16 protein-coding genes are annotated in these 17,126 nt (G+C 68.0%); all 16 read right to left on the bottom strand.

The features are described from left to right. On the bottom strand, positions 1-624 hold a 624-nt coding region (locus HW578_RS11985; protein WP_198370788.1), incomplete at its 3' end, for an SEL1-like repeat protein. 138 nt (positions 625-762) lie between these two features. Then, a complete protein-coding gene (locus HW578_RS11980; protein WP_198370787.1) occupies positions 763-2,409 on the bottom strand; it encodes a ribonuclease J in 1,647 nt (548 codons plus the stop codon). Positions 2,410-2,414: 5 nt separating this feature from the next. Then, positions 2,415-3,233, bottom strand: coding sequence for a type III pantothenate kinase (locus HW578_RS11975; RefSeq protein ID WP_198370786.1), 819 nt, complete (start codon positions 3,231-3,233; stop codon positions 2,415-2,417). A gap of 3 nt (positions 3,234-3,236) precedes the next feature. Beyond that, complete coding sequence (locus HW578_RS11970; RefSeq protein ID WP_198370785.1) at positions 3,237-3,959, bottom strand: biotin--[acetyl-CoA-carboxylase] ligase; 723 nt, start codon at positions 3,957-3,959, stop codon at positions 3,237-3,239. Then, complete coding sequence (nuoN, locus tag HW578_RS11965) at positions 3,956-5,380, bottom strand: NADH-quinone oxidoreductase subunit NuoN (protein WP_198370784.1); 1,425 nt, start codon at positions 5,378-5,380, stop codon at positions 3,956-3,958. Before nuoN ends, HW578_RS11970 begins: the two co-directional genes overlap by 4 nt. Before the next feature lie 4 nt (positions 5,381-5,384). Beyond that, positions 5,385-6,896: an NADH-quinone oxidoreductase subunit M gene (locus HW578_RS11960; protein ID WP_198370783.1), complete on the bottom strand. Its 1,512-nt coding sequence runs from the start codon at positions 6,894-6,896 to the stop codon at positions 5,385-5,387. Then, positions 6,893-8,809: an NADH-quinone oxidoreductase subunit L gene (nuoL, locus tag HW578_RS11955; RefSeq protein ID WP_198370782.1), complete on the bottom strand. Its 1,917-nt coding sequence runs from the start codon at positions 8,807-8,809 to the stop codon at positions 6,893-6,895. Before nuoL ends, HW578_RS11960 begins: the two co-directional genes overlap by 4 nt. Positions 8,810-8,813: 4 nt before the next feature. Beyond that, positions 8,814-9,122 (bottom strand): NADH-quinone oxidoreductase subunit NuoK, encoded by a 309-nt coding sequence (gene nuoK, locus HW578_RS11950; RefSeq protein WP_198370781.1) that lies wholly within the window; start codon positions 9,120-9,122, stop codon positions 8,814-8,816. Between the two features lies 1 nt (position 9,123). Then, a complete protein-coding gene (locus HW578_RS11945) occupies positions 9,124-9,804 on the bottom strand; it encodes an NADH-quinone oxidoreductase subunit J (protein ID WP_198370780.1) in 681 nt (226 codons plus the stop codon). Positions 9,805-9,814: 10 nt separating this feature from the next. Next, positions 9,815-10,303 carry an NADH-quinone oxidoreductase subunit NuoI gene (gene nuoI / locus HW578_RS11940; RefSeq protein WP_198370779.1) on the bottom strand — a complete coding sequence of 163 codons (489 nt, stop codon included), beginning with the start codon at positions 10,301-10,303 and terminating at the stop codon, positions 9,815-9,817. Positions 10,304-10,313: 10 nt separating this feature from the next. Continuing rightward, the gene (gene nuoH, locus HW578_RS11935; RefSeq protein WP_198370778.1) at positions 10,314-11,324 is read right to left on the bottom strand and encodes an NADH-quinone oxidoreductase subunit NuoH; all 1,011 of its coding nucleotides are present in this window, start codon (positions 11,322-11,324) and stop codon (positions 10,314-10,316) included. 4 nt (positions 11,325-11,328) lie between these two features. Continuing rightward, positions 11,329-13,353 carry an NADH-quinone oxidoreductase subunit NuoG gene (gene nuoG / locus HW578_RS11930; protein WP_198370777.1) on the bottom strand — a complete coding sequence of 675 codons (2,025 nt, stop codon included), beginning with the start codon at positions 13,351-13,353 and terminating at the stop codon, positions 11,329-11,331. Positions 13,354-13,357: 4 nt separating this feature from the next. Further along, positions 13,358-14,653, bottom strand: a complete 1,296-nt coding sequence (gene nuoF, locus HW578_RS11925) for an NADH-quinone oxidoreductase subunit NuoF (protein ID WP_198370776.1) — start codon at positions 14,651-14,653, stop codon at positions 13,358-13,360. A gap of 2 nt (positions 14,654-14,655) precedes the next feature. Next, positions 14,656-15,276 carry a complex I 24 kDa subunit family protein gene (locus tag HW578_RS11920; protein WP_198370775.1) on the bottom strand — a complete coding sequence of 207 codons (621 nt, stop codon included), beginning with the start codon at positions 15,274-15,276 and terminating at the stop codon, positions 14,656-14,658. Further along, complete coding sequence (locus tag HW578_RS11915) at positions 15,273-16,493, bottom strand: NADH-quinone oxidoreductase subunit D (protein WP_198370774.1); 1,221 nt, start codon at positions 16,491-16,493, stop codon at positions 15,273-15,275. The genes HW578_RS11920 and HW578_RS11915 overlap by 4 nt, the downstream gene beginning before the upstream one ends. Then, positions 16,490-17,126: NADH-quinone oxidoreductase subunit C (locus HW578_RS11910; RefSeq protein WP_408906249.1), on the bottom strand; the 637-nt coding region annotated here is incomplete at its 5' end. The genes HW578_RS11915 and HW578_RS11910, both read right to left, overlap by 4 nt.

Below are 17,126 nucleotides of genomic sequence, written 5' to 3'. Positions count from 1 at the left end.
GGCGGCGATCCGCGCGGCGGCCTCGCGCGCCTGCGCCGGCGGCACCCGCACGGCGAGTGCCTGCCGGTAGCGCTGCGCCGCTGCCACGCCACGGCGTTCGGCAAGGGCGATGCGCGCCAGCGCCTCCGCCTCGTCCGGCGCCGTGCCGGCACCTGCGACCTGCAGCAGCCCCATGGCGAAGTGTGCTTCCGGCAAACCGCGCTCCGCGGCGCGCTGGAACCAGACCGCGGCCCAGGACGGCTCCCTCAGTGTACCGTCACCTGCCTCGATCAGCCGCGCCAGGCGATATTGAGCTTCGGGGGCACCTTGTTGTGCAGCGCGATGCAGCCAAGGAATCGCCGCAGCGGGATCGCGCCCGCCATCGGTGCGAAACAGGTGACTGCCGGCGACGAGCAACTGCGCGTCCGCATCCCCGAGCAGGGCCGCCGTCTCGATCAGTCTCGAAGCCCGGTCGGGATCGGGCGCGGTTCCACGCGGCGGGTTCATCGCCCGCAACCCGTCGCGTTGCAGCGCCGCCGCACGTGTCCGTTCCTGCGCGGTGGGCACCGGCGGCGGCTGGCTCGGCACGGGAGTGCCGCCGCCGGCCAAAGCGCATCCGGATAAGAAGGCGGCCAGGGCCAGCAAGACGAGAACGCGGGGGCGGTGGCTCTTCATCGCAACCTCCGGCCGGCAGTCTGCTCTGCCTCCCGGCGCCCGGCCAGCCCTGTCGCTGTCGCGGCTTGACGTATACGCAGCGAGAGCGGCCGTCGTGCAGATGCGGGCTCACACCCGCAGCAGATGTACCTCGACCGTCGGGCGCTTGCGCAGCCGGCGGCCGACCGCCTTGCGCAGCGCGCTGCGCGTGGCCTCGCGCAGCGCGTCGTCCTCGCGCTTGAGCGCGGCGGGCAGCGCGGACACGGCCTGGCGCAGGTCGGCTGCGATCAGGCCGGGTTCGGCATCGCCGGTGTCGAACAGGCCGGGGGCGGAGATCTGCGGCTCCCCCAGCACCCTGCCCTGCCCGTCCACCGCCAGCGAGGCGACAACGACGCCGTTGAACATCATGCGCCGGCGCGCGGCCAGGACAGCGCCATCCATCGGCACCAGGCGGTCGGCATCGACGGCGAGCTTCCCCGCGGGGACGGATTCCACGACCTCCGGCCGGTTGCCCGACAGGCGCAGCACGTCGCCATCCTCGATCAGGAAGGGGGTCGCGCCGCATTCGGTGGCAAGGGCGGCGTGCTCCTGCATGTGGCGCCATTCGCCATGCACCGGCACGCTGAAGCGCGGCTTGACCAGCGCATAAAGACGCTTGAGCTCATCGCGCGCCGGGTGGCCGGAGACATGGACCATGTGGTCCTCGTCCGTCATCACGCGGCAGCCGCGGCGCACCAGCCCGTCCTGGATGCGCTGGATGGCGCGCTCGTTGCCCGGGATGCGGCGCGAGGAAAAGATCACCGTGTCACCCTCCCCCAGCGCGATGTGGGGGTGGGTGTCCTCGGCGATCTTGGCCATGGCGGAGCGCGGTTCGCCCTGGCTGCCGGTGCAGATCAGCAGGATCTCCTCGTCGGGCAGGTAGCCGGCTTCCTCATCCGGCACGAAGGGCGGGATGGATTTCAGGTAGCCGCAGTCGCGCGCCGCGGCCTCGATGTTGCGAAGGCTGCGGCCGACGAGCGAGACCTGCCGCCCCGCCGCGCGCCCCGCCAGCGCGATCGATTCCAGCCGCGCGACGTTGGAGGCGAAGCCGGTCACGGCCACGCGCCCGGTCATCGGGCGGATCAAGGCCGCCAGGTTGCGCCGGACCTCCGCCTCGCTGCCGGAATGGCCTTCCACCATGGCATTGGTGGAATCGCAGACCATGGCAAGCACGCCTTCCTCGCCCAGCGCGGCGAAGGCGGCCTCATCGGTGCGCGGGCCGACCAGCGGGTCGGGGTCGAGCTTCCAGTCGCCGGTGTGCAGAACGGTGCCGTGGCGCGTGCGGATGGCCAGTGCCTGGGATTCCGGCACCGAATGCGCGACCGGGATGTACTCGCAGTCGAAGGGGCCGAGGCGGAAGCGCGCGCGCGGCTGGGTCACCACCAGCGGCACCTCCTGGAGCATGCCGGCCTCGGTCAGCTTGCGCGTGAGCACCGCCGCGGCGAAGGGCGTGGCGAAGACCTTGCAGCGGAACTGCCGCCACAGGTGCACGACGGCGCCCAGGTGGTCCTCATGCGCATGGGTGATGACCAGGCCGACCAGCCGGTCGCGGCACGCCGCGAGCCAGGCCGGGTCGGGCACCATCACATCCACTTCGGGGTTGTCGCGGCCAGCAAAGCCGATGCCGCAATCCACCGCGAGCAAGGCATCGTCGCAGCGGTACACATTCAGGTTCATGCCGATCTCGCCGGTCCCGCCGAGCGGGAGGAAGGCGAGGTCGCCGGAGACGGCGTTCATGGAGGTCAGTCGGACTCCGATCTCAGCGGGTCGCGGAGCGCGCTGTGGTGGAAGACGGGAACGGGGTTGCGATCGGCCAGCAGGCGCAGGCCCTCGAGCGTGATGTCGGGGTCGGTGCGTTCGATGACAAGGGTGCCCTCGGCGAACAGGGAGGCGAGACCCCCGGTGCCGATGACCTTCAGCGGGCCACCATACTCCGCCTTGATGCGCGAGACGATGCCCTCGATCAGCCCGACATAGCCCCAGTAGATGCCCGACTGCATGGCCGGCACGGTGGAGCGCCCGATCACCGCCTGCGGGCGGCCGATGCCGATGCGCGGCAGGCGGGCGGCGGCGCGGTGCAGGGCTTCGATCGAAAGGTTGATGCCTGGCGCGATCACGCCACCGATATAGCCGCCGTCGCGGTCCACCACGTCGAAGGTGGTGGCGGTGCCGAAATCGATCACCACCAGCGGTCCGCCGTAATGCGTGTGGCTGGCGAGCGCGTTCAGCAGGCGGTCGGCACCCACCTCGTTGGGCTGGTCCACGCGGATCTCGAAGCCCCAGTCGAGATGCGCGCGGGCGATCAGCGGTTCGGTGTCGAACCAGTCGCGACACAGGCGGCGCAGGTTGTAAAGCGCGGCGGGCACCACGGTGCCGATGACGCAGCGCGTGACGTCGTTCGGGTTCACGCCGGCGTGCTGGAACAGCGCCAGCAGCCAGACCGCGTATTCGTCGGAGGTGCGGTCGGCGCGCGTGGCGATGCGCCAGCGGCCGCGCCATTCGCGGCCGTCATGCACGGCGAAGACGACATTGGTATTGCCGGCATCGATGGCGAGCAGCATGGGTCAGGCGACCTCCCCCGAGGCGAGCGCATGCACGCGCCCGCCGGTGGCAAGCAGCAGGCTGCCATCCTCGGCGAGGCCTGCGAAGCCTCCGGCGATCCCGGTGGTCAGCGCCAGATGCGTGCCGGGCGCCGGGCCGCGTTCCAGCCAGGCGGCGCGGATGGGCGCGAAGCCCTCGGTCAGGCGCTGGGTGCGGCGGGCGTCGAGCGTGGCGAGCAGCGTCCCGGCGAAGGCCTCGGGCGTGGGCGGGGCGATGCCGGCATCGGCCAGGCAGGCGGTGGCGCGGCCTTCGACCTGCGGGGCATGGGCGAGGTTCACGCCGATGCCCAGGCACAGCCAGGCGATGCCGCCGTGGTCGTCGGCGCTGGCCTCCGCGAGGATGCCGGCGGCCTTCGCACCGTTCAGCAGCAGGTCGTTGGGCCATTTCAGCGCGATGACGCGCGGGTCCGGGATGGTGGCGGCAACAGCATCGGCCAGGGCGACGGCGGCCAGCAGCCCCCATTGCGGCGCGTGGCGCAGCGGTTCGGCCGGGCGCAGCAGCACCGAAAGATGCAGGTTCCCCGCACGGCTTTCCCAGGCGCGCCCCTGCGTGCCGCGCCCCGCGGTTTGGCGATGGGCCAGTACCGCAAGCCCATCGGGTTCGCCCGCCGCGGCGAGCTGCGCGACTACGTCGGATGTGCTCGGCAGCGCGGCATGGACGCGCAGCCGGAACCGGTGCTGCGTCACCCCAGCAGGGCGGCGACCGCCGCCTGCGCGGCGGCCACGAGCGGCGCCGGGTAGAGGAAGAACAGCACATTGAACAGGCCCGAGCCCGCCAGCACGAAGGAGACCGTCGCCGGGCGCGGGTCGAGCGCGATGGCGGCCGGTTCGTCGAAGAACATCACCTTCACGATGCGCAGGTAGTAGAAGGCCGAGACGACCGAGGCGAGCACGCCCACGATCGCCAGCGTCCAGAGCCCCGCATCCACCGCCGCCTTGAAGACGAACATCTTGCCGAAGAAGCCCGCGAGCGGCGGGATGCCGGCCATGGAGAACATCAGGATCGCCATCCAGACGGCCATGCCGAGGTCGGTCCTCGCCAGGCCCGCGAGGTCGCTGATCTGCTCCACCGCCCTGCCCTGCCGGCGCATCGCCACCAGCACCGCGAAGGCGCCGAGGTTCATCAGCAGGTAGATCGCCATATACACGAGCAGGCCGCGCATGCCCGCTTCCGACGCGGCGGCGAGACCCACCAGCGCGAAGCCGACATGGCCGATCGAGGAATAGGCCATCAGCCGCTTGATGTTCTCCTGCCCGATGGCGGCAAAGGCGCCGAGCACCATGGACAGCAGCGCGATCACCACCACCACCTGCTGCCACTGGCCGGCGAGGTCCCCGAAGGGCCCGCCCAGCACGCGCGCGAACAACGCGATGGCGGCGACCTTGGGTGCCGCGGCGAAGAAGGCGGTGACCGGCGTGGGCGCGCCCTCGTAGACGTCGGGCGTCCACATGTGGAAGGGCACGGCGGAAATCTTGAAGGCCAGGCCCACCATCAGGAAGACCATGCCGACCACCAGGCCGGCGCTGGCCCTGGCCGGGTCGCTCAGGACGTTCGCGATGCCGTCGAAATTGGTCGTGCCGGTGAAGCCATAGACCAGTGAGGCGCCGTACAGCAGCAGGCCGGAGGCCAGGGCGCCGAGCACGAAGTACTTGAGACCGGCTTCCGCCGAGCGTTCGTCGTCGCGGTTGAAGGCGGCGACCACGTAGAGGCTGAGCGAGAGCAGCTCGAGTCCGACATACAGCGCCATCAGGTCGTTGGCCGAGACCATGACCATCATGCCGAGTGTGGCGAACAGCAGCAGTACCGGGTACTCGAAGCGGTCGAGGCCCTCGCGCGCGTTGAAGTCGATGGACAGCACCACGCCCGCCGCTGCGCCGAGCAGGATCAGCACCTTGGCAAAGCGCGAGAAGGCATCCGCGGCGATCTGCCCGCCGAAGGCGTCGCCCTCCGGCACGCCGAGGGTGATGGCCGCGGTCAGCACGAGCGCGCCGACCACCGCCATGGCACACGGGAAGAACGTGTTGCGCTTCGGCAGCACGCCGACGCCCAGGATGGCGAGGCCGCTGAGCGCCAGCACCAGTTCGGGAAGCGCGAGGGTCCAGTTCATCGTCTCACATCCCCGCCAGTCGCGCGGCGCCGAGGGCTGCCTCGTGGCGCACCACCAGCGCGGTCACCGAAGCCTCGAAGAAGGACAGGAAGGATTGCGGATAAACGCCCATCCAGACGGCCAGGATGACCAGCGGCGCGAAGACCGCGTGTTCGCGCGGCGACATGTCGAGCAGCCCGCGCAGATCATCCCTGGTGATGCGCCCAAAGGCGACGCGCTTGTACAGGAACAGCGCATAGGCCGCGCCGAGGATCATGCCCATCGCGGCGCCGAAGGCGACCCAGCCGTTGACCTTCCAGGCGGCGACGATGACCAGCAATTCGCCCGGGAAACCCGCCAGGCCCGGCAGCGCGACCGAGGCCATGGTGAAGAGCATGAAGACCAGCGCATAGGCCGGCATGATCTTCGCGACCCCTCCGTAGCGCGCGATCTCGCGCGAATGCACGCGGTCGTAGAGCACGCCGACGCACAGGAACAGCGCACCCGAGACGATGCCGTGCGACAGCATGGTGTAGAGCGCGCCCGACAGGCCCTGCACGGAGAAGGTGAAGATGCCGAGCGTCACGATCCCCATGTGGGCGACCGAGGAGTAGGCGATCAGCTTCTTCATGTCCTCCTGCGCGAGGGCCACCAGCGAGGTGTAGACCACCGCGATGATCGACAGCGCGTAGATGAAGGGCGCGAAGTCCGCGCTGGCATGCGGCAGCATCGGCAGGGAGAAGCGCAGGAAGCCGTAGGCGCCCATTTTCAGCAGCACGCCGGCCAGGATGACCGATCCCGCGGTGGGTGCTTCGACGTGCGCATCCGGCAGCCAGGTGTGGAAGGGCCACATCGGAACCTTCACCGCGAAGGAGGCGAAGAAGGCGAGGAAGATCCAGGTCTGCAGGCCCGCCGGGATGGCGTGGCGCATCAGTTCGGGGATGTCGGTGGTGCCGGCGCGGAACCACAGGAGCAGAATTGCCAGCAGCATCAGCACGGAGCCGAGCAGCGTGTAGAGGAAGAACTTGAACGACGCATAGACGCGCCGCTTGCCGCCCCATACCCCAATGATCAGGAACATCGGGATCAGCACGCCCTCGAAGAAGACGTAGAAGACGATGAAGTCGAGGGCCGCGAACATGCCGACCATCATCGTCTCGAGCACGAGGAAGGCGACCATGTACTCGCGCACGCGGGTGGTGATCGATTCCCAGGAGGCCAGGATGCAGATCGGTGTCAGCAGCGTCGAGAGCAGGATGAACAGCACCGAGATGCCATCCACGCCCATGTGGTAGGTGATGCCGAATTCCGACAGCCAGTCGAGCCTTTCGACGAACTGGAATCCCGGATCCGCCTTGTCGAAGCGGAACCACAGGATCAGCGACAGCGCGAAGACGATCAGGCTGGTCCACAGCGCGGTCCAGCGCGCATTCTCGGCGGTGACCTTGTCGTCGCCGCGCAGCGTCAGGATGGCGATGGCACCAGCCAGCGGCAGGAAGGTCAGCAGGCTGAGCAGCGGGAAGCCGGCGGCGTTCATCGGGCGGCTCCGAAGACGAGCACGGTGACGAAGATGGCGAGCCCCGCGATCATGACGAAGGCATAGTTGGCGACACGGCCGGTCTGGATCCGCACGGCGCCCTGCGCGACATCGGCGGCGAGGCCGGCCGCACCATTGGGCACGCCGTCGATCATGCCGGCATCGACCTTCTGCCACAGGACGCGAGCCAACGCGCGGGCGGGGCGCACGAAGATCGCGTCATACAGCTCGTCGAAATACCACTTGTTCAGCAGGAAGCGATACAGCCCGCCGAAGCTGGACGCGAGCTTCCCCGGGATCGACGGGGCGAGCATGTACAGGATGTAGGCCAGCGCGATGCCCGCGAGCCCGACCACCGTCGGCGCCAGAGGCACCCAGGACGGCACCTCGTGCACCGCATGCATGATGTGGTTGTGGGGCGCATTGACGATGGCGCCGTTCCAGAACTGCTCCCAGTGGTGGCCGATGAACTCGTCCTTGAAGACCGCGCCCACTGTGATGGCCCCGACCGCGAGCACCATCAGCGGCGCCAGCATGGACATCGGGCTTTCGTGCACGTGCTCCATGGTGTGGTGGTCGGCCCGCGGCACGCCGTGGAAGGTCAGGATGATCAGCCGCCAGGAGTAGAAGGCGGTGAGGAAGGCGGCGAGCAGGCCGGCGGCAAAGGCGTAGAAGCCGACCGCCGAATGCGCCGCGAAGGCAGCCTCCAGCACGAAGTCCTTCGAATAGTAGCCGGCGAAGAACGGCACGCCGGCCAGTGCGAGCGAGCCGATCCACATCACCGCATAGGTCATCGGGATCTTGCGCCAGATGCCGCCCATCCGGCGGATGTCCTGCTCGTCTGACATTGCGTGGATCACCGATCCCGCGCCAAGGAACAGCAGCGCCTTGAAGAAGGCATGCGTGAAGAGGTGGAAGATCGCGCCCTGGTATGCGCCCACGCCGGCGGCGAAGAACATGTAGCCGAGCTGCGAGCAGGTGCTGTACGCGATGATCCGCTTGATGTCGTTCTGCACGCAGCCGATTGTCGCGGCGAAGAGCGCGGTCGATGCGCCGACCACCGTCACCAGCGCGAGTGCCGTCGGCGCCCACTCGAAGACCGGCGACATGCGCGCCACCAGGAACACGCCCGCCGTCACCATGGTCGCGGCATGGATCAGCGCGGAGACCGGCGTCGGCCCTTCCATCGCGTCCGGCAGCCAGGTGTGCAGGCCGAGCTGCGCCGACTTGCCGCAGGCGCCGAGGAACAGCAGCACGCAGATCACCTCATAGGCCGGCAGGCCGGCGAAGGTCGCGTCCTTGTGCTGTTCGATCGCGCCGAAGATGGCGCTGAATTCGACACTGCCGAAGGTCCAGAAGGTCAGCGCCAGGCCCAGCATGAAGAACAGGTCGCCCACGCGGTTCACGATGAAGGCCTTCATCGCCGCAGCGCACGCACTCTCCTTCTCGTACCAGAAGCCGATCAGCAGGTAGGAGGCGAGCCCCACCCCCTCCCAGCCGAAGAAGAGCTGCACAAGGTTGTCGGCGGTCACCAGCATCAACATCATGAAGGTGAACAGCGACAGGTAGGCGAAGAAGCGCGGCCGGTCCGGGTCGTGGGACATGTAGCCGACGCTGTAGATGTGGATCAGCGTCGAGATCAGCGTGACCATGCCGACCATGACGGCGGACAGTGCATCGTAGCGCAGCGCCCAGGACACCTCGAAGCCGCCGACATCGAGGAAGGTGACGATCTCGATGGTGGTGGGCGCATGGCCCATCGCGACCTGCCAGAAGGCCGCCAGCCCGCAGATCGCGGCCAGCACCATGCAGAGGATTGTCGCCGCCTGCGCAGCGCGGTCGCCGATCCAGCGGCCGAACAGGCCCGCGATGCTGGCACCCAGCAGGGGGAAAAATACAGCGCCGACGAGCATAGTCTCAGCCCCTCAGGGTCGAGATATCCTCGACCTCGATCGTCCCGCGATTGCGGAAGTAGATGACCACGATGGCGAGGCCGATCGCCGCTTCGGCCGCCGCGACGGTCAGGATGAACATGGTGAAGACCTGGCCCGTGAGGTCCCCCAGCGCCGCCGAGAAAGCCACCAGGTTCAGATTCACCGCGAGCAGGATGAGTTCGACCGACATCAGGATGACGATGACGTTCTTCCTGTTCAGGAAGATCCCGAAGATTCCCAGCACCAGCAGGATGGCCGAGACGGTCAGGAAATGGGCGAGCGAGACGGCCATCTCAGTGATGCCCCCCGTGTTGGTGCTCGACCTGCTTCGGCTTCGCCTCCTCGGGCGAAGGCGGCCGCTCGATGCCGATCTCCTTCAGCCCCACGCCGATCGGCACCTGCCGCACCGAGACGGTGCCCGCGCGCGCCACCTGCACGGCGATGTCCTGTCGCTTCGTCCCCGCCCGGTCGCGATGCGTGAGCACGATGGCGCCGATCATCGCCACCAGCAGGATCAGCCCGCTGGCCTGGAACAGGTAGATGTAATCCGTATAGAGGATGCGCCCCAGCGCCTCGGCATTGGTGACGCCGGCCGGGTTCGGATTGAGACGCAGTGCCGCAGCCTCCGGCGCGAAGCGCCACACCGTCACGACCATGAACAGTTCCAGCAGCAGGATGCCGCCGATGACCGCACCGATCGGCGCGTAGCGCTGGAAGCCCTCGCGCATCTGCGCGAAATCCACGTCCAGCATCATCACCACGAACAGGAACAGCACCGCGACCGCGCCGACATAGACGATGACCAGGATCATGGCGAGGAACTCGGCGCCGGCGATCAGGAACAGCCCCGCCGCGTTGAAGAAGGCGAGGATCAGGAACAGCACCGAATGAACCGGGTTGCGGCTGGTCACGACCATGACGGCGGAGGCGATCAGCACCGCCGCAAAGGCGTAGAAGGAAAGCGTTGCGATCATCGGTGCGGTCTTACCGGTAGGGCGCGTCGAGGCGCAGCCGCTCGGCCAGGATCGGCTCCCAGCGGTCGCCGTTGTCGAGCAGCTTCTCCTTGGTGAAGATCAGCTCCTCGCGCGTCTCGGCGGCGAATTCCATGTTGGGCCCCTCGACGATGGCATCGACCGGGCAGGCTTCCTCGCACAGCCCGCAATAGATGCACTTCGTCATGTCGATGTCGTAGCGCGTGGTGCGGCGTGATCCGTCCTCGCGCGGCTCGGCCTCGATGGTGATGGCCTGGGCCGGGCAGACAGCCTCGCACAGCTTGCAGGCGATGCAGCGTTCCTCGCCGTTCGGATAGCGGCGCAGCGCGTGCTCCCCCTTGAAGCGCGGGCCGAGCGGGCCGCGTTCATACGGGTAGTTCAGCGTGACCTTCTTCTTGAAGAAGTACTTCAGCGTCAGCGCCATGCCCGAGACCAGCTCGGAGAGCAGCAGGCTGCGGGCGACGCGGTCGAGGGTGGGCATGGTCAGCTCCTCACGCCGGCAGCCAGCCGGTGAGCTTCAGCACCAGCGCCGTCAATACCAGCCAGGCCAGGCTGAAAGGCAGGAACACCTTCCAGCCGAGGCGCATCAGCTGGTCGTAGCGATAGCGCGGGAAAGTCGCGCGCACCCAGATGAAGGTGAACAGGCACAGGCAGATCTTTGCCACGAACCAGACCGGCCCCGGCACCCAGTTCAGCGGCGCGATGTCGATCGGCGGCAGCCATCCACCCAGGAACAGGATGGTGGTCAGCGCCGACATCAGGATCATGTTCGCGTATTCGCCGAGGAAGAACAGCGCGAAGGACATGCTGCTGTATTCGACGAAGAAGCCGGCGACCAGTTCGGATTCGCCCTCCGGCAGGTCGAAGGGGGCGCGGTTCGTCTCGGCCAGCGTGGAGATGAAGAAGATCACCGCCATCGGGAACAGCGGAATGACGAACCACACGGTCGATTGCGCCCGCACGATCTCGGTCAGGTTCAGCGACCCGACGCACAGCAGCACGGTCACGATCACGAAGCCCATGCTGACTTCGTAGGACACCATCTGCGCGGCGGAGCGCAGCGCGCCCAGGAAGGCGTATTTCGAGTTCGACGCCCAGCCCGCGATGATAACGCCGTACACACCAAGCGAGCTGATCGCGAACAGGTACAGGATGCCCACATTGATGTCGGCGATCGCCCAGCCGTCATTCACCGGGATCACCGCCCAGGCCAGCATCGCCAGCATGAAGGTGAGCATGGGTGCCAGCAGGAACAGGACACGGTTCGCGCCGGTCGGCACGATCGTCTCCTTCATCAGCATCTTGATGGCGTCGGCGAAAGGCTGGAACAGGCCGAAGGGGCCGACCACGTTCGGCCCCTTGCGGAGCTGCATCGCGGCCAGGACCTTGCGCTCGGCATAGGTCAGGTAGGCCACGCCGACCAGCAGGGGCACCAGCAGCGCCAGCGCCTTCACCACGGTCAGGATCAGGATGCCGAGCGGGTTGGTGAAGAAGAAGTCCATCGCCCTACTCCGCCGCCATCGCCGGCTGCGGGCCGTAAACCGCGGCGCATTGCGCCATGGTGTCGGAGGCGCGGCTGATCACATCGGCCTGGTGATAGACCGGAATGGGCAGCACGAAGGCTGCGTCGGTCAGGGGGCCGCCCACCGGTCCGGTGGTGTCGGCGCAGCCGCCGCGCAGCACGTCGCCCACGCGGGCGAAGATCGGGCTCGCGTCCGCCAGCCGCGCGCGAATGGCGCCGGTATCGTCATAGGGCAGCGCCCTGCCCACGCCCTCGCTGTAGGCGCGCAGGATGCGCCAATCCTCCTTCGCCTCGCCGGGCGGGAAGATGGCGAGGCGCCCGCGCTGCGCGCGTCCCTCGGTGTTCACCCAGGTCGCGTCCTTCTCGGTATACGCGGCCCCCGGCAGGATCACGTCAGCGCGTGCGGCCATCGCATCGCCATGGTGTCCCTGGTAGATCACGAAGGTGGATGCCGCGATGCGACCCGGGTCGAAGCCATCGGCGTTCAGCAGCCACAGCGCATCGACGCCGCCGGCCAGCATTTCCGCCAGCGGCTTGCCGGTGACGAAGCCGAGCTCCAGCGCGCCGACCTGGCCGCCGAACAGATGCAGCAGGTTGAAGCCGTGCCAGTCGGGCGTCAGCGCGCCGGTCTGCTCCGCCAGCGCCCAGGCCGCCGCCAGCACCGCCGCGCCATCAGGCCGCTGCAGCGCGCCTCGTCCCAGGATGATCATCGGCTTCTGCGCCGCCTTCAGCGTCTCGGCGAAGGCCTGTATCGCGGCAGGCCCCTCGCCCAGATGCTGCGCCGGATAGGTCAGGTCCACGCCGCGCGGCCCGACGAAACCCACAGGGAACTTGCCTGCGGTCCAGCGCGTTCGGATACGCGCATTCAGCACCGGCGCCTCGCGACGCACGTCACTGCCGATGATGAGCAGCGCGTCGGCCTCGTCGATTCCCGCGATGGTGGTGTTGAAGCGGAAGAAGTCTGGCCGCGACGTATCGATCGCCGCGAAGTCGTCGCGGCAGTCGAGGTTGTTCGACCCATAGGCCGCCATCAGGTCCTTCAGCGCCAGCGTGCTCTCCGCATCCGCCAGCGCGCCGGCCACCGCCCCGATACGATCGCCCGGCAGCGCCGCCAGCTTCGTCGCGATCGCCGCGAAGGCCTCCGGCCAGGTCGCCGCCACCAGCTTGCCGTCGCGCTTCACCCAGGGCCGGTCCAGCCGGCGCCGCTTCAGCCCATCGAAGGAGAAGCGGCCGCGATCGGCCATCCATTCCTCGTTCACGGCCTCATTGATGCGCGGGATGATGCGCAGCACCTCCGGCCCGCGCGCATCGACGCGGATATTCGCACCCACCGCGTCCAGAACGTCGATGCTGTCGGTCTTGGACAATTCCCACGGGCGCGACACGAAGGCATAGGGCCGCGAGGTCAGCGCACCCACCGGGCAGATGTCGATCAGGTTGCCCGACAGCTCGGAGGTCAGCGCCTTCTCCACATAGGTGCCGATCTCCATGTTCTCGCCGCGGTTGGTGCCGCCCAGTTCCGGCGTGCCCGCCACCTCGGCGGAGAAGCGGACGCAGCGCGTGCACTGGATGCAACGGTTCATCACCGTCTTCACCAGCGGGCCGATGTCCTTGTCCTTCACCGCGCGCTTGGCTTCGCCATAGCGCGACTTGTCGTGGCCATAGGCATAGGCCTGGTCCTGCAGATCGCATTCGCCGCCCTGGTCGCAGATCGGGCAATCCAGCGGATGGTTGATCAGCAGGAATTCCATCACGTTGCGGCGCGCCTGGCGCACCACCGCGGTGTCGGTGAAGACCTTCATCCCGTCCATCACGGGATAGGCGCAGGAGGCGACGGGCTTGGGCGCCTTCTCCACCTCGACCAGGCACATGCGGCAATTGCCGGCGACCGACAGGCGCTCGTGGTAGCAGAAGCGCGGCACTTCCTTGCCCGCGGCCTCGCAGGCCTGCAGCACGGAGGCGCCGTTCGGGACCTCGACCTCGATGCCGTCGACGGTGACCTTGGCCATCGCCCTACTCCGCCGCCAGGCGCGTGCTGCGCGCCTTGAACGCCGCGATGCGATCTTCCATCAGCGGCCGGAAGTGGCGGATCAGCCCCTGCACCGGCCACACACCACCATCGGCCAGCGCGCAGATCGTGTGGCCCTCAATGCGGCGCGTCACGTTGTCGAGCACGTCGATCTCGTCCACCTCGGCATCGCCGGTGACCATGCGGTCCATCATGCGCTTCACCCAGCCCATGCCTTCGCGGCAGGGCGTGCACTGGCCGCAGCTCTCGTGCTTGTAGAATGCCGAGAGCCGCGCAATCGCGCGGATCACGTCTGTCGACTTGTCCATCACGATCACGGCGGCGGTGCCCAGGCCCGATCTGTGTTCGCGCAGCGCGTCGAAATCCATCAGCACGTCGTCGCAGATGTGCTTCGGCAGCAGCGGCGTGGACGAGCCGCCCGGGATGACACACAGCAGGTTGTCCCACCCGCCCCGCACGCCGCCCGCGTAGCGCTCGATGAGCTCGCGCATCGGGATGCTCATCTCCGCCTCCACGTTGCACGGCTTGTTCACGTGCCCCTGGATGCAGAAAATCTTAGTGCCGGAATTCTTCGGCCGGCCGAAGCTCGCGAACCAGTCCGCGCCACGGCGCAGGATAGTCGGCACCACCGCGATGGTCTCGACGTTGTTGACCGTTGTCGGGCAGCCATAGAGGCCGACGGCCGCAGGGAAAGGCGGCTTCAGCCGCGGCATGCCCTTCTTGCCCTCGAGGCTCTCGATCAGCGCGGTCTCTTCGCCGCAGATGTAAGCGCCCGCGCCGCGATGCACGTAGAGGTCGAAATCATAGCCCGACCCAGCCGCGTTCTTCCCGAGCAGCCCGGCCTCGTAGGCTTCCGCGATCGCCGCCTCGAGTACGACGCTCTCGTTGTAGTACTCGCCGCGGATGTAGATGTAGCCAGCCACCGCGCCCATCGCGAAGCCGGCGATCAGGCATCCCTCGACCAGCGTATGCGGGTCGTGGCGGATGATGTCGCGGTCCTTGCAGGTGCCGGGCTCGGATTCATCCGCGTTCACCACGAGATACGAAGGGCGCCCATCCGACTGCTTCGGCATGAAGGACCACTTCATACCGGTCGGGAAGCCGGCGCCGCCGCGGCCGCGCAGGCCGGAATTCTTCATCTCCTCGATGATCGCATCGCGCCCGCGCGCGAGGATCGCCGCCGTATCGTCCCAGCAGCCGCGCATGCGCGCGGCGGGCAGCTTCCAGTCGTGGAAGCCGTAAAGGTTCTGGAAGATCCGGTCCTTGTCGGAAAGCGCCATGGTCAGCCCTGCCCCGCTTCGGTGAGCGACGTCGCGCCCCCTTCGGCCTCGCTGGAGCGGCGGCCGCGTGCGCTGCCGGGCGCGGGACGTTCGCCGCGCTTCAGCGCCTCGATCAGCTTCACCGTGCTCTCGTAGTCGAGGTCCTCGTAGTAGTCGTCATCCACCGCGATCATGGGCGCGTTCACGCAGGCACCCATGCATTCCATCTCGGTCAGCGTGAACAACCCGTCCGCGCTGGTGTCGCCATAGCCCTTCAGCGCGCCGGCATCCTTGCAGGCGCGCAGCACCTCATCCGATCCGCGCAGCCAGCAGGGCGTCGTGCCGCAGACCTGCAGGTGGAAGCGCCCGATCGGGCGCGTGTTGAACATGAAGTAGAAGGTCGCGACCTCGTAGACGCGGATCGGCGGCATCGCCAGGCGCTCGGCCACCACATCCATCGCCACGCGCGGCACCCAGGCGCTGCCGGTCTGCCGGCCCATCTGCTTCTGCACCACGTACAGCAGCGGGATCACCGCGCTGGCCTGCTTACCTTCCGGATAGCGGCGGATGATCGTCGCGATCCTGGCCTCGCTCTCGGCATCGAAGGCAAAGGAGGTCGGCTCCTCATGCACGGGCGCGCTCACCGGTCGATCTCCCCGAACACCACGTCGAGCGAGCCGATCACCGCCACCGCATCGGCCAGCATGTGCCCCTTGGACAGCACTTCCATCGCCTGGAGATGCGCATAGCCCGGCGCGCGGATCTTGCAGCGGTACGGCCGGTTGGTGCCATCCGCCACCAGATAGACGCCGAACTCGCCCTTCGGTGCCTCGGTCACGGTGTAGGTGCTGCCCGCCGGCACGTGATAGCCCTCGGTGTAGAGCTTGAAGTGGTGGATCAGCGCTTCCATCGAGCGCTTCATCTCGCCGCGCGAGGGGGGTGCGATCTTGTTGTCCAGCACCTTCACCGGCCCCGGCTTCATCTGGTTCAGGCACTGCTCGATGATGCGCAGCGACTGCCGCATCTCGAGCATGCGCACCAGGTAGCGGTCGTAGCAGTCCCCGCGCGTGCCCACCGGCACGTCGAACTCCATGCGTTCGTACACGTCGTAGGGCTGCGCCTTGCGCAGGTCCCACGCGCAACCCGAGGCGCGCAGGCAGGGGCCGGAGAAGCCCCACTCCATCGCCTGCTCGGCCGTCATCACGCCGATATCGACGGTGCGCTGCTTGAAGATGCGGTTCTCGGTCAGCAGTCCCGACAGGTCGTCGATGAAGGCAGGGAACTTGCGCGCCCAGGCGCCGATACGGTCCTCGAGACCCGGCGGCAGGTCCTTCGCAACCCCGCCCGGGCGGAAGTAGTTGGCGTGGTAGTGGCTGCCGCTGACCTGCTCGTAGAACTCCAGCAGTGTCTCACGCTGCTCGAAGCCCCACAGCGCGGGCGTGATGGCGCCGCAATCGAGCGCATAGGTCGTGATGTTCAGCAGGTGGTTCAGCACCCGCGTGATCTCGGCGAACAGCACGCGGATGTACTGCGCGCGCTCCGGCACCTCGATCCCGAGCAGGCGCTCGGTCGCCAGCGCGAAGGGGTGCTCCATGCACATCGGGCTGACGTAGTCGAGCCGGTCGAAATACGGCAGCGCCTGGATGTAGGTCTTGTGCTCGATCAGCTTCTCGGTGCCGCGGTGCAGCAGGCCGATATGCGGGTCGGCGCGCTCGACGACCTCGCCCTTCATCTCGAGGATGAGGCGCAGCACGCCGTGCGCGGCCGGGTGCTGCGGGCCGAAATTGATGGTGTGGCTCTCGACCTCGATGCTGCGCTTCACCGTCTCGACGGGCGCGTCACCGATCAGGGGCTGGCTCATGCCGGGCCCTCCAGGCGGTTCAGGTGGACCTTCTCGTCGCCCGGGAGCGTGGTCATGCCCTCCCAGGGGCTGAGGTAGTCGAAGTTCCGGAATTCCTGCGCGAGCTGCACCGGCCCATAGGCGACGCGCTTCAGCTCCTCGTCATAGCGGAGCTCGACGAAGCCGGTCAGCGGGAAGTCCTTGCGCAGCGGATGGCCGTCGAAGCCGTAGTCGGTCAGCAGGCGGCGCAGATCGACCTGGCCGTCGAAGACCACGCCGTACATGTCCCAGGTCTCACGCTCGTACCAGGTGGCGCTGGGGTAGATGCCGGCGATGGAGGGCACGGGTGTGGCGGCATCGGTCGTGACCACGACGCGCACGCGCTGGTTATGCGCGAGGCTGAGCAGGTTGTAGACGACCTCGAAGCGCTCGGCCTCGTGCGGCCAGTCGACGCCGCAGATGTCCATGCATTGTTCGAAGGCGAAGCGCGGGTCGTCGCGCAGCAGCAGCAGCAGCGCCGGAAGCGCGTCGCGCCGCGCGCGCAGCACCAGCTCGGTGCCACGCGCCAGCGTCACCTCGGTGACGGCGGGGCCGGCCGCCGCGGCGATCGCCGCGCCCAGCGCGCGCAGCGAGTTCTCGGGCGCGGCCGGCTCG

Origin of the sequence: Roseomonas rosulenta, from assembly GCF_016106005.1 — a bacterium.
In the GTDB taxonomy this organism is placed as follows: domain Bacteria; phylum Pseudomonadota; class Alphaproteobacteria; order Acetobacterales; family Acetobacteraceae; genus Neoroseomonas; species Neoroseomonas rosulenta.
This window is presented reverse-complemented; position numbering and strand designations above follow the sequence as displayed.